10 protein-coding genes are annotated in these 13112 nt (G+C 37.3%); 9 read left to right on the top strand and 1 reads right to left on the bottom strand.

From position 1 onward, the window contains the following. The first annotated feature begins 19 nt into the window (after positions 1 to 19). Together R4Z10_RS01990 and R4Z10_RS01995 are read left to right on the top strand one after the other, a co-directional pair. Complete coding sequence (locus R4Z10_RS01990; protein ID WP_338471566.1) at positions 20 to 610, top strand: IMEF encapsulin system ferritin-like cargo protein; 591 nt, start codon at positions 20 to 22, stop codon at positions 608 to 610. A 16-nt stretch (positions 611 to 626) separates the two neighbouring features. Continuing rightward, positions 627 to 1475, top strand: coding sequence for a family 1 encapsulin nanocompartment shell protein (locus tag R4Z10_RS01995; protein WP_338471567.1), 849 nt, complete (start codon positions 627 to 629; stop codon positions 1473 to 1475). 41 nt (positions 1476 to 1516) lie between these two features. Here R4Z10_RS01995 and R4Z10_RS02000 read toward each other — a convergent pair whose 3' ends face one another. Then, the gene (locus R4Z10_RS02000; RefSeq protein WP_338471568.1) at positions 1517 to 1981 is read right to left on the bottom strand and encodes a hypothetical protein; all 465 of its coding nucleotides are present in this window, start codon (positions 1979 to 1981) and stop codon (positions 1517 to 1519) included. 218 nt (positions 1982 to 2199) lie between these two features. On the opposite strand from R4Z10_RS02000, the gene R4Z10_RS02005 reads away from it, so the two are divergent. The 7 genes from R4Z10_RS02005 (at position 2200) to R4Z10_RS02035 (ending at position 13088) form a co-directional block, all read left to right on the top strand. Beyond that, positions 2200 to 3159: an MBL fold metallo-hydrolase gene (locus R4Z10_RS02005; protein ID WP_338471569.1), complete on the top strand. Its 960-nt coding sequence runs from the start codon at positions 2200 to 2202 to the stop codon at positions 3157 to 3159. 358 nt (positions 3160 to 3517) lie between these two features. Beyond that, complete coding sequence (locus tag R4Z10_RS02010) at positions 3518 to 4846, top strand: VWA domain-containing protein (protein WP_338471570.1); 1329 nt, start codon at positions 3518 to 3520, stop codon at positions 4844 to 4846. 452 nt (positions 4847 to 5298) lie between these two features. Beyond that, positions 5299 to 6990, top strand: coding sequence for a transglutaminase family protein (locus R4Z10_RS02015; RefSeq protein ID WP_338471571.1), 1692 nt, complete (start codon positions 5299 to 5301; stop codon positions 6988 to 6990). A gap of 192 nt (positions 6991 to 7182) precedes the next feature. After that, positions 7183 to 8511 carry a 3D domain-containing protein gene (locus R4Z10_RS02020; RefSeq protein ID WP_338471572.1) on the top strand — a complete coding sequence of 443 codons (1329 nt, stop codon included), beginning with the start codon at positions 7183 to 7185 and terminating at the stop codon, positions 8509 to 8511. A gap of 219 nt (positions 8512 to 8730) precedes the next feature. Continuing rightward, positions 8731 to 9681: a MoxR family ATPase gene (locus R4Z10_RS02025; RefSeq protein ID WP_338471573.1), complete on the top strand. Its 951-nt coding sequence runs from the start codon at positions 8731 to 8733 to the stop codon at positions 9679 to 9681. Next, the gene (locus R4Z10_RS02030) at positions 9682 to 10893 is read left to right on the top strand and encodes a DUF58 domain-containing protein (RefSeq protein WP_338471574.1); all 1212 of its coding nucleotides are present in this window, start codon (positions 9682 to 9684) and stop codon (positions 10891 to 10893) included. A 2-nt stretch (positions 10894 to 10895) separates the two neighbouring features. Continuing rightward, positions 10896 to 13088, top strand: coding sequence for a DUF4129 domain-containing transglutaminase family protein (locus R4Z10_RS02035; RefSeq protein ID WP_338471575.1), 2193 nt, complete (start codon positions 10896 to 10898; stop codon positions 13086 to 13088). The last annotated feature ends 24 nt before the right edge of the window (positions 13089 to 13112 follow it).

Raw genomic sequence — 13112 nt, forward strand, 5'->3', positions numbered from 1 at the left:
TTAAGGGAGGAGTATGTGTGTGGGAACTTTTGCGGAATTGGATTTGATTTTTAACCGGACGAAAGATGCGTTAACGGAGTTTATGGGAATCATCACCCCTATCATTGAGAATGCCAAAGATGATCATGAACGGCTTTTTTGGCATCATATTTACGAAGAAGAAGAACACCGTTCAGACAGACTAGATCTTCTTATGCCAAAAGTTCAAACGTTGGTTAAGGACGGGGATAAGGCTGCTAATAGTAATCGCTTAGAGCTTGTTCATTTATTACAAGACATAAGTCTAGAGAAATTTGGTTTACATAATTTTTTAGAGCATCTTGATTTATTTCTTTTTCAATTTAAAGAAACAGAAGCAGGAGAAAAAGTCCAGGTTTTACGGGATATAACAAATGAGGACTACCAACAAATGAAGGGATTAATGGAACAGTTGAACCAAGATTTTCAAGGGGAACTAGAATTTAAGACATCCATCCCAACGGATGAAAAGGAAGACAATCCTTCAAATGTGAAAATTGAAGCCTATTCAAGTGAACCTTCCCAAATCACAGCTCAAGGGAAACAAAAGGTAAGAAAGTCATTAACGGTTGGCAGCCTGAAACGAAAATAAAAGAGGAGTGGTAAGTATGGATAAGTCAATTTTATTTGCGGAATCGACCTTAACAAGAGAAGATTGGCAGGAGTTAGATCAAACCGTATTTGAAAGTGTGAAAAAACAACTCGTTGGAAGACGATTCATTGATATTTATGGCCCGCTTGGGGAAGGAGTTCAATCCGTTACGAATGATATTTATGCAACGCCTGAACAAGGTGAGATTAGTTTTCATGGGGAGGATTTAGGGTTATCAGTACCTTCTAGCAGGGTTACCCTTACCATTCCGATGCTATATAAGGATTTTATTTTATACTGGCGTGATATTCAACAAGCGAAAACGCTTGGAAGTCCAATTGATTTTTCGGCATCAGCAAATGCGGGGCAACAATGTGCACTACTTGAAGATGACTTGATTTTCAACGGGTCGGAAGAATTTAATATACCAGGCATCATGAACGTAAAAGGGAAGTTATCGCATATTCGCAGTGATTGGATGGAATCAGGAAATGCGTTTGGTGATGTGGTAGAAGCAAGAAATAAACTACTCCGCATGGGACATACCGGCCCATATGCTTTAGTGCTGTCACCTGAATTGTATGCCCTAGTACACCGTGTGCATCAAGGAACCCATGTTTTAGAAATTGAGCATATTCGGGAATTGATGACAGCAGGGGTTTACCAATCCCCGATGATTAAAAAAGGAACAGGATTTGTTATTGACGCAGGAAGGCAAAACATTGATTTAGCGATTGCTAGCGATTTTGATACCTACTTTTTAGATCAAGATAACATGAATTTTTATTTCCGTGTCTTCGAAACCGTTGTGCCAAGAATCAAACGTCCAAGTGCAATTTGCACATTAGAGGATTTATCTGAATGAAAAAATGCCAGGCACCTTCATAGGAGATGCCTGGCATTACTTTAAGCAATTGAGTAAACGTTATCCTTTGGGAAAATAAGGTTTGTATCGATTTCGCTGCTAACAGCCGCAAAACCGATATCCTCTATAATCAACTTTGCCTCTTCAAGAAAGATCACATTGGAGCTTCCTAGATTGATATCGCATAATCTTTTCAAGTATTTTAACTTTTCTTTTGTTTTAACGAGTTTATAAGCCTGATTGTTCATTTCACAAATTCTTTTAAATTTAGGTTTTTGTAAAAGGCTTAGTTCACTAATGTTTATAATCATATTTTCTTGGTCTTCTGTTACGAAACCAAGGGAATAAATTGCGGAACCAAGTAAATCAACATGGGTGATTACCGCGTGTTTATAAACTTCCCCAGTACGTAGACGAAGAGACTCTGCCTCAATGGCACCACCAATTTTTCGTTCGTTAACAAGTAATTTATAAATATCTTTTAAACCGTTAATTTGATTAACCATTATGGTACCTCCTCTATTTTAGAAGGAAAATGTATTATTGATAATAATTCTCATTATCATTATACAAAGGGTCATCGGATTGGTCAATCAAATATTTAAGGATATTCTATGAATATTCAAGTTTTAGACGGATATAAAATCTCATAAAAAGACATTATCTTCCAAATGTGGTAATCTTCTATTAGAAACTAGATTTAAACGGAAAAGGAAGCAGGGCTATGAATCATAACAATCACTTTGAGCAAGTGCCAATTTTGAAAAAAGTAACAGAGGATATTCGACTATTATCCTTCCCCTATGTATTTGGTATGGAACAGGTTAATTGTTTTTTATTTCGAGGTGAAAAGGGCTTCACTATAGTAGATACAGGAAGTTATTCAGAGGAAGGAAAGCAGACTTGGAAAAGTTTAATGGCCTCTGGGATGACGATTGAAAAGGTAATCTTGACACACTTTCATATTGATCATCTAGGACTTGCCAAATGGTTTCAGGAAAAATTTCAAATTCCTGTTTATATTTCTAACAAGGGCTACCGTGAAATAGTAAGGCGTAAGGATAAAGAATCTACGCAGTTTGTCGTCGATTTGTTTAAGAAGCATGGCTGTGATGAATATTCTAAATTGGCCGCCACTGATTATTCTCAAATATATGACTTTGTACCAGATGGGTTCTTTGATGAAAATCAGCAAATCATGTTAGGGGATCAATCTTATGAAACAATATGGACACCTGGACACTCTTCTGACCATTTCTGTTTTTACCATCGAGAACAACAAATTATGATCGTGGGTGATCATATACTGGAGAAAATTTCTCCTGTCGTCTTAATTGAATCGCCAGAGGATGTAAATCCATTAAAGGATTATTACAATTCCTTAGGGAAAATAAAAGACTATTCCATTCAACTTGCTTTGCCTGGCCATGGGAATTTGATGAACGGTCTAGTCGATCGAATGGAAGAGATTCGTTCGGGCCATATGTATCGAATCAATCAAGTACTAGAGTTACTACAAGGTGGAGAAAAAACGGCTTGGCAAATTTGTCAAGAGATCTATCGAAGAAAACGGTTCTTCGCACCGCTTATGGCAACAATTACGAGATGTATTTATCTGGAATCAGTCGGTAAAATTAAATCACGGACCATGAATGATAAAGTTTATTATCAATTAATTTCTTAAAATGGTAAATAAAAGGTACCTATTCTTTTAGTAAGTTTTAAAACCTACTAAAAGAATGGGTACTTTTTTAATGGTTGAATAATATACTTGATATTTTTGTATTCAACCATAGAAAGCGGGGAATATTAATTTTTTTCGAAAAAACAGTAAAAAAGGCCTATAAATTTAATTTCCTTTAATCAAAAGTTCCTAAAACTAAGCTCCTGTTAAAAAAACCTTATTAAGAATGATGTAGGTCAATAATAACAGACATCATTTCACAGAGACCAATGTCAAATTGACTAAACATCAGGTGCGTGTTATTAAATTAAATAAATAAAAAGGTAATCCATAAAATAATAGTAAGGGGATAGAAGTAATGAAGGTTAGAAGTTTTCTAGTCTTACCTCTAACATTCTTTCTTGTCGCTTGTGCAACCCAGGAGTCGTCCGAACAAGCAAAAGAAGTGAGTGTAGAAGAGTTGACTGTACAGGACGAAGAAAATAAAGTAGGAACAAAGGTTGATTTTCCTGAAGCACCATCCCAACCAGAACAAATTGTCGCTCAAAAGAAAGGAATCAAGACGGATGAGGCGATTTCTGTTATAGAGCGTGATAAATACGACTCGCTCGCTTGGGAAGAAATTTTGAAAGATTTTCCCAAAAAGGAATCAGAACTATCTGATATATATAATGGACTTATACACTCATTTGGAAACGATTATCAGGAAGCGTATAAAGCGCTTGTAAACTTTGAACCTGATTATGGTGAATATGATTTAGCAGGAGATCAAGAAACGTACAAAAATATTGCGATCCATTTAGATTCAAGCGGAAGTATGGCGGCATATGTTTCAGGTGGGGTTAAGATGGATTTAGCTAAAGAGGCGATTAAAAACTATGCTTCTGGTTTACCAGAGGACAGCATGATTTCATTAAGGGTTTATGGCCACCAAGGAACGGGTAGTGATCAGGACAAAGCGTTATCATGCGGCAGCACAGAAGTTATGTATGCCGTGAATACTTACCAGGATGAAGACTTTTCAAATGCTTTAACACAATTTAAACCTAGTGGATGGACACCACTGGCTTCTACGATAAAATCTGCTTATGAAGATTTAAAAGTAAAGTCATCTGATCAATCAGAAAACATCCTTTTTATTGTGAGTGACGGAATTGAAACCTGTGACGGAAATCCAGTTGAAGAAGCGCGCAATCTAGCAAACTCAAATTTAAACGTTAAGGTGAATATTATCGGATTTAACGTAGATGATGAAGGACAAAAACAGTTAAAAGAGACAGCGACAGCTGGAAACGGAACGTATTACACAGTGAATTCAAACATTGATCTAAACAATACAATTTCTAATTTATTAGCAGAGGCTCAGTCAGGGATTCAAAAGAATTTTGAAAAAGGTAGATTAGGCTATCAGGCAAACATGCACAGTGTTAAGGTAGGCGAACAAATTCAAAACTTTAGCGGGGCCTTCAGAGATGCAATTGTTGAAGAAAACAAGCTCTTTTATGAAGCGATCTATCAACTTCAAGCGTTGGAGTATATCACACAAGCGGAAGGAGACGCCTTAGTAGCGATGATTGAAGACCGCAATGATGCGATGCTGGAATTCAAAGACCAATTATATGATGAGGCCAATGAAAAGAATAAAGCAAAATTAAAAGAGATTCACGACCGCATAAGTGCAAGTTAACAAAATTACTCGGAGCGTTACTACTCACTCGGGGCGTCACAGTGACGCCCCGAGTGTAAAAGAGGATTTAAATATATGAGCAAAAAATATTATTGGTATTGTCAGCGAATTTCATCATTGCAGGTGTAGGGGGACTTTTAATATGGGTCTTCTTTATTGCTGATAGTCAAAATGGTGTCTTACCACTGGAGGGAAATGAGACAATAGCATATACATTTTTGACATTATGTTTGTTAGGAATGATTTCTACAGCAATAAGCATCTCAGCTTCAAATGAAGAAAGTGCGAAAATAAGTAAAAAGCCATTCTTTCAGGCTTAGTCATTGCTGTATGTTTTTTCTTATGGAGACTCATGGTTGCCTTATGATGTAAGGGGTGTTTTCAATTTTTTTAGAGGGTTATTTATTATTTCGGGGCGTCGGTGTAATGCCCCAATATTGGCGGGGTGTAAAATGAATAGGATGGAAAAGAGAAAGTCGCTATTTTTTGTATTATTATTGTTCGGTTTTTTATTATTAACCGCTTGCGGGGATGATAAAGCAAGTTCTGAAAGGAAGGAAAAGGATCCATATGACCAACTTGCAGATGAAAAAAATGCTGAGTTAGAACAAGTACCCATTGAAATGACATCTTATGGAGAAGAGATTGGGGCTACATTTAAAGCGCCGATATATCAAGAAGTTGCTGTCAATGGAAAAGTAACGGTAGAAGCCACAATTGAAGACTACTCCCAATTGAAAGAGGACTATGCTTGGATTAAGGTCGTTTCAGAGGAAGAAGGACCTGCTGGAAAAGACCATGAGTATTACACGCCGATCAAGGATGGAAAGTTGAAGCAGGATATTCACTTTTTCAATGGTGAAGGGAAATATCAAATTTCTGTGCAGTTACCTAGCAAAGATCGTGAAAATTACTTTTACGACACAATCGAATTTATGGCCGTTAACGTAAATCCAGAAATGAAGCGGGATGTCAGTTATACTCCTTTTGGTAACGAGGCTGAGCTAGAATTACATACAGACTCTAGTTTTGTAGAGGCAGACGGTGTCTTTTCATTGAAAGGAAAAGCTAGCAAACTAGAAGATGACGAAACGATTATGTTAGCCTTAACAAAAGATTCAGAAACATGGAAGCATGTACTACCGATTAAAAATGGATCGTTTTCATATGATATTCCTCTTTTTTACGGTGAGGGACTACATGAGTTAGAAGTATTGGTTCCTAATAAAGAACGGAAAAACTATTATCAATTAGGGACATCGATCTTAATTGATAATCAATCAAAACAAATCATGGAGCCGATTGTTTTTTCAGAACTATATATGGAACGAGGAGTTACATTAGAGTATCCAACATTTGGTGGGGGAGAGGCAGACAATACGTATAGAATAAAAGGACACCTTGACCCGAAAGCAGAATTAGCGACTGAGACAACTCATATTTATGTATCTACAAAAAAGGGTGAAGATGAAGCGCTTGACGTGATCCCGGTGGAAAACTATCAGTTTGATGATTCTACTTATCTTCGATTTGGACCTGGCGAGTACGAGGTTATTGTTAGTGTTCCTGAAATTTATGAAGAAAATAGGGATTATTTTCGTTACTTTGGTGTTGCGCAATTTAATGTTGAATCCAAAACGGAAAAAGATGAACGAGATCTCCTCCCTTCTAGAGGTGTGCAATCGGATGATCCGAAAATAGTAGAATTGGCCAATAAACTTACAAGTGGGAAGGCTAATAATCGTGAGAAAGCAAAAGCGATCTATGATTATGTTGCGCAAAATGTGAGTTATGATGTGCAAAAATATAAGAATGATGAATTCCGCTGGGATGATAGTGCATTAAAAACGCTAGAGTTAAAAACTGGGGTTTGTCAGGATTATGCCTTTTTGGCCATCGCCCTCTTAAGAGCAAGTGATATTGAGGCCCGATTTGTCGAGGGGAGAGCAGGTGGTGGAGTTTTTCCTGGGCGACATGCATGGGTCGAAGCAAATGTGGATGGCAGTTGGTTGACGATGGATCCAACTTGGGGTTCAGGATATTTACAAAACGACAAGTTTGTCGCTAAGTTTACCGAGGATTATTTTGATCCAAATATGGACGAATTTAATAGAACACATACACGTACAGGTGTCTCCTATTAAAAAATAAGAAGATATGAATAATAGAAATGTAGACTTAAAGCACTATTTAAATGGAAAAATGACGGAAATAATAAGCTCAACGTAATGAAAAAACTCGAAATTTTAAGAGTTTTGACTTTGTATTGTAATAAAACTGTAATCTAAGACCCCTTTTTGTATGTTATAAATATAACTATGGAAAGGGGTTGTCTTATGCGTTCCTTAAAAAGGATATTTGCTGCCTCGGTTATTAGTATAATTTTACTTTCAACCTCGGTAGTAGCAAATGCAGAAACAAGTCAAGATCTACATAGCCAATTAGAGCAAAGTGAAACACAAATCAATGAGATGCAAGGTCAACAAAATGCACTCACAAATCAAATGAGCGAAGTGCAAGAAAATCTTCAATCAATTGAGACAGAAATTAGCGAAAACAACAAAAGCATAGATACCATTCAAAAAAACATCGAAGACACGAAACAACTAATAGAAGAGAAAAAAGAACAAATTGTTATTTTAGAAGATAAAGTACTTGCTAGAAAAGGAATCATGCAAGAAAGACTTGTTTCTATGCAGCATACAGATCAAGTTAATATATTCTTAGAAGTGATTCTAAACTCAGAAAACTTAGCGGATCTTTTAGAACGTGCTAACGCCGCTTCTACGATTTTGAATGCTGATAAAGAGCTTCTAGTTCAACAACAGCAAGATTTACAGAAGATTGAAGAAGAAAAAGCTGAAATTGATAAGCAAGAACAACATTTAAATGAGCAATATACACAACTTGCAACAGAGCAAGCAAATTTAGAACAAAACTTACAAAAGAGACAACAAGAACTTGTAGCGATACAGGGGAAATATAAACAAGTCTCAAGTGAAATTTCAGCTGTGCAACAAGAAAAGTCTACAATTCAAACTAAGATTACAGAGGCTCAAGAGCGTTTGAAAAAAGAACAAGAGGCAGCAGCTGCTAGAGCAGCCCAAATTGCACAGGCAACTACTGTAACAGCTGTAAGTACACCGCCAGTTCAAGAGAAAAAAGAAACTAAACCAGAAACTAACACTCAAAATAACCTGAATAGCCAAAATACTCAAAAGAAACAAAATAATCAAAAAGAGGTTCAAAAGAGCCAAAGCAAGCCAAGTAACCAAAGCAATCAAAATAATCAAAAGAGCCAAAGCAAGCCAAGTAACCAAAGCAATCAAAATAACCAAAAGAGTCAAAACAACCAAAGTAATCAAAAGAGCCAAAATCAAAAAGAGCTATATGTTACATCAACAGCTTACAGCCATGAAGAATCGACTCTAGGCATTACTGCAACAGGTATTAATATTAAAAATAACCCGAACTTAAAATTGATTGCAGTTGATCCTTCAGTTATTCCACTTGGTTCAAAGGTATGGGTAGAAGGATACGGAGAAGCAATTGCTGGAGATACAGGTGGAGCTATTAAAGGTCACAAGATTGATGTCTTAATGCCAAATGGCAATGCTGCAAGACAATGGGGCCGAAAAACGGTCAAAATTGTTATCTTAAACTAGTTAAATTAGTAATCTTAGAAATATGAAAAAAGGTGCATGAACCCAGTGTATAAGGCATTAGGGGGAGGCACCTTTTTTTGCAATTATAGTAAAAAAACTTTAAGATAAGGATAGACAAAATTAACAGAATTTATAAAATAAAATAATGGAAACTAATATTTAGAATATTACCTCCTCATATAAAAATGGGGTTACTCTAATAAAAGGAGGGGGTATATCATGAGTGAAGGGATGAACCCAATTGTTGAGTACATTTTAACGAATATTGAAAAGGTCATGATTGGGAAAAGAAATGTAGCCGAACTAAGTATTGTTGCTTTATTAGCTGAAGGTCATGTACTCCTTGAGGATGTACCTGGTGTAGGAAAAACAATGATGGTACGAACATTAGCGAAGTCAGTAGGGGCGAACTTTAAAAGGATTCAATTTACACCAGATTTACTTCCTACAGACATTACGGGTGTTTCTATTTATAACCAGAAGGAAATGGAGTTTCAATTTATCCCAGGGCCTTTGATGGGAAATATTATTTTAGCCGATGAGATTAACCGAACGTCCCCAAAAACTCAGTCAGCCCTGCTAGAAGCGATGGAGGAGGCTAGTGTTACGATTGACGGAGTTACGTATCATTTAGAAAAACCCTTTTTTGTCATGGCCACACAGAACCCTGTTGAATATGAGGGAACCTATCCACTTCCAGAAGCCCAACTAGACCGCTTCTTACTAAAAATGAAAATGGGATACCCTGCCCTTGATGAGGAAGTTGAAGTGTTGAATCGAGTCGAAAGAGTAGCGCCCATTGAAGAAATACAACCTGTCATTTCATTAGAGGAATTACGAAATCTACAAAGACAAGTGAAGAAAGTACATGTAGATGAAACGGTGAAACGATATATTGTCGAAATTTCCAATGAAACGAGAAACCATGAGAGTATCTATATGGGAGCAAGTCCTCGCGGGTCAATTTCCCTTATGAAAGCGGCACAAGCCCATGCCTATATGTATGGAAGAGACTTTGTGTTGCCTGATGATGTTCAAGTTTTAGTTCCGGCTGTTTTTGGACATCGTTTAATTCTAAAGGCGGAGGCTAGGTTTGCAGGAGTCACTTCAGAAGAACTACTCAATGACCTGCTAAAACTTGTCCCTGTTCCGGTGCAAAGGGTGGTTTAAATGAAGAACATCTTCCAGCTCGGAATAAAGCTTTGGAAGTCTTTTCGTCTGATTTTCCTCATCGCTATCGTATTCTCGTATGCCATGTTTCAGGGAGGTTTTGTCAGCTGGTTTTTATTCTATAGTTTTCTTCCCTTTGCCTTATATGCCCTCTATCTAGTTTTTGTTCCGTTACAAAGCTTTTCTGTCCAAAGACGTTTAAGTAAATGGGAATACTATGCCCATGATGATATAACCGTCACTATTCAAGTGAAACGAAACCACTCTTTTCCGCTACTATTTATTATTGTTGAAGATGTAGTAAGTCCATTAATGCAAGAAAAGGTAATAGACAATAAGAATAAAAGAATAATCTATCTAGGTTTTAAAAAAGAATGTTCCTACCAATATGAGATTCGTAATCTACCAAGAGGGGAGCATGTTTTTCCATCTGTCCGTATTATGACCGGTGATTTACTGGGAATGATCGAAAAAGAGAGTGTAATCAAAAGAAAGGAAACGATCCTTGTTTTCCCTTCTTATCAGGAGTTTGTCAATTTGCCTGCAAGTAGAATTCTTGAGCAAGGCAAGTTGTTAATGGGAGGTCATGCGCAACGGGAGACTACCACTATAGTAGGTATTCGTGAGTATCAACCAGGGGATCGATTTTCATGGATCAATTGGAAGGCTTCTGCTAAACGGGCTGGAATGGTTACAAAAGAATTTGAACATCGCACTTCAACTGACGTGGTGATCGTATTAGATAGTACGCCAACAGCTATATTCGAAAGGATGGTCTCCTTTACCGCTTCGTTAGGACAAAATCTTTTGTATCAAGGAATACAAATTGGCTTTATAGCCGTCAATGAAGATCCTGTTTCAATGCCGATTCAGGGTGGCGAATCGAGTAGACAGCAATTATTCTATCATTTAGCTAAAATTCAACCGAACGTTTCAAAGGATTTTGATAGAGTCATAGGAGAGGAACAATTGTTAATGAGGAAGCGGGCAGCGTTTATGCTTGTAACAAGTCAATTATCGGAATCCCTTATTGAAGCGGCTAGGAATTGGTCAGTGCGAAGATGCCCAGTCATTTTATTTGTGCTAGAAACGGAACAGGGATTTGCTTCTTCGTCCCAAGCATCGTTGAAATTAATGGCTAAGTCTTACGGGATTTTAGTGATTTTTATCCATGAAGGCCAGTTTTCGGCTGGACTAATGGAGGTGAATTAAGTATGAAGGTGCGGATTAATCTTTCCTTTCTGTTATTAAACGCCTTTGGTTTTTTACTGCTTTTAGAATGGATTTGGCCGATTGGGACACTTTCGGGAACAGCTGAAATTTGGGTCTTTCTTGTGTTTCTATCTCTCTGCTTTATTTTATCTTTATTTCAATTTCCTTTAATTTTGAATGTATGTATAAAGGGTCTCGTTATTCTCCTGCTATTGCATGTAGTTTATTTTGAGGGAAGTCCTTTACAATTTGACTGGATACCAGTCTTCGTATCTGAAATGGAACTTAATCTTAACTATATAATTTCAGGTAACTGGACAGCAATGACCCATCTATTCCGTAGTTTTCTGTTTTTTATTTTATTAGGATTTATGGTTTACTTGCTTCATTATTGGCTCATTCAAAGTAAAAAAATATTTGCATTTTTTCTATTAACAACGATTTACATTACGGTATTAGATACGTTTACTCCGTATGATGCTAGTTTGGCGATTGTTAGAACGGTGTTGATAGGTTTCGTGTTAATGGGGGTACTGACTTTTCAGCGTACATTAAATAGTGAAAAGTTGAATTTCCAAGCAAGTACAACCAGAAAATGGGTGATTTCGTTACTTGTCATGCTTGTGTTCAGTGCATCAATTGGCTATGGGTTACCAAAGGCAGATCCGATTTGGCCCGATCCTTTTGCTTATATAGGGGGAATGGGTGAAGGGATGGGTGCCACAAGTTCAAAAAGAGTAGGATACGGGGTTGATGATAGTCAGTTGGGTGGTTCTCTGACAGGTGACAGTTCGGTTGTGTTCAAAACAAGAGTAGAGTCTGCACATTATTGGAAGGTTGAAACAAAAGATGTTTATACAGGAAAGGGCTGGGTTCAATCTCAAGAAGGTGCACAATCGGTAGCGTTTTCACCTGAAAGTACAGTGCCGATTACTTCTATTATTGAGAATGGAGCGGTTGAACGAATCGAACAAACCAGCTTTGTGAAGCAAGTTAAAGAATATCCTCATATTGTCTATCCTTTTGGAGTCAATGAGATCCAAAGCGGGGCAAACTATCGTTTTGAACTTGATCCTACCATTGAAAAATTCCACTCGTTTGCGGGTACTGACCCTTTAGGAATACCAGAGTACTCCGTTACATTTGAAAAGCCCAATTATTCGCTGACTGCTCTGCAAGCGACAAAAATGGTTCAGGATACGAATTTAAGTGAGGAATTTATCGAGCGGTATACCCAATTACCTAAGACCCTTCCACATCGGGTAAAAGAGTTAGCTGTGGAATTAACGAGGGGGAAAGAAACATGGTATGACAAAGCAAAAGCGATAGAACAATATTTGCAAGGGCCGGAATTTACCTATAGTTTACAAGACATAGCTGCACCTAGTGAAAATGAGGATTACGTTGATCAATTTTTATTTCAATCCATGATTGGGTATTGCAACAACTTTTCAACTTCTATGGTCGTTTTATTACGGTCATTAGACATTCCGGCAAGATGGGTCAAGGGATATACAGAGGGCGAATATATTGGATACGAAGATGGGATGTATGAATACGAAGTAACAAATAATAATGCCCATGCTTGGGTAGAAGTTTATTTTCCGCTTGTCGGTTGGGTAACTTTTGATCCTACGCCAGGATTCACAAATCCCATTGATTATTATATTGATGAAGAGGAGTCAGTAGAGGAGATTGCTGCAAATGTCGAAATGACTCAACCCGAAACGACAGATGATCTGGATTCAAGTGAGAAAACAGACTTAGAAGGAAATAACCGATTTAATCTACAAGGTTATTGGGCGAAGGTGACTAGCTTTTTCTCCCAGCATATCGGCTGGCTATATGGATTTGTTTTACTCTTCATCTTGGCTGCTGCCTATTTATATAAAATTCGAGCCAAATGGCTACCAATATATTATATAAGGAAATTTAAGAGTTTAGACGAAAATGAATGCTTTATCGACGCCTATCAAATCTTACTGAAGCAATTATACCGTTCGGGTTTGCATCGGAAATCTGGACAAACATTAAGAGATTATGCGGTTGAAATTGATCGGCATTTTGCTTCAAATGAAATGACTTTCCTAACCAGTCAATACGAAAAATATTTGTATGGAAATCGCCTTGAGAAAGGGACGTGGAGTGCCGCGAAACAATTGTGGGAAAATTTAATAAAAAGGTCAGGATCTTGACCATCCTATAAGGTCAATAGTAGA

This window comes from Niallia sp. XMNu-256 (assembly GCF_036670015.1).
In the GTDB taxonomy this organism is placed as follows: Bacteria; Bacillota; Bacilli; order Bacillales; family Cytobacillaceae; genus Bacillus_BD.

Coding starts and splice junctions, on each gene's coding strand:
- R4Z10_RS01995 (WP_338471567.1), top strand. CDS start 627: ATGGATAAGTCAATTTTATTTGCGGAATCGACCTTAACAAGAGAAGAT.
- R4Z10_RS02000 (WP_338471568.1), bottom strand. CDS start 1,981: ATGGTTAATCAAATTAACGGTTTAAAAGATATTTATAAATTACTTGTT.
- R4Z10_RS02005 (WP_338471569.1), top strand. CDS start 2,200: ATGAATCATAACAATCACTTTGAGCAAGTGCCAATTTTGAAAAAAGTA.
- R4Z10_RS02010 (WP_338471570.1), top strand. CDS start 3,518: ATGAAGGTTAGAAGTTTTCTAGTCTTACCTCTAACATTCTTTCTTGTC.
- R4Z10_RS02015 (WP_338471571.1), top strand. CDS start 5,299: ATGAATAGGATGGAAAAGAGAAAGTCGCTATTTTTTGTATTATTATTG.
- R4Z10_RS02020 (WP_338471572.1), top strand. CDS start 7,183: ATGCGTTCCTTAAAAAGGATATTTGCTGCCTCGGTTATTAGTATAATT.
- R4Z10_RS02025 (WP_338471573.1), top strand. CDS start 8,731: ATGAGTGAAGGGATGAACCCAATTGTTGAGTACATTTTAACGAATATT.
- R4Z10_RS02030 (WP_338471574.1), top strand. CDS start 9,682: ATGAAGAACATCTTCCAGCTCGGAATAAAGCTTTGGAAGTCTTTTCGT.
- R4Z10_RS02035 (WP_338471575.1), top strand. CDS start 10,896: ATGAAGGTGCGGATTAATCTTTCCTTTCTGTTATTAAACGCCTTTGGT.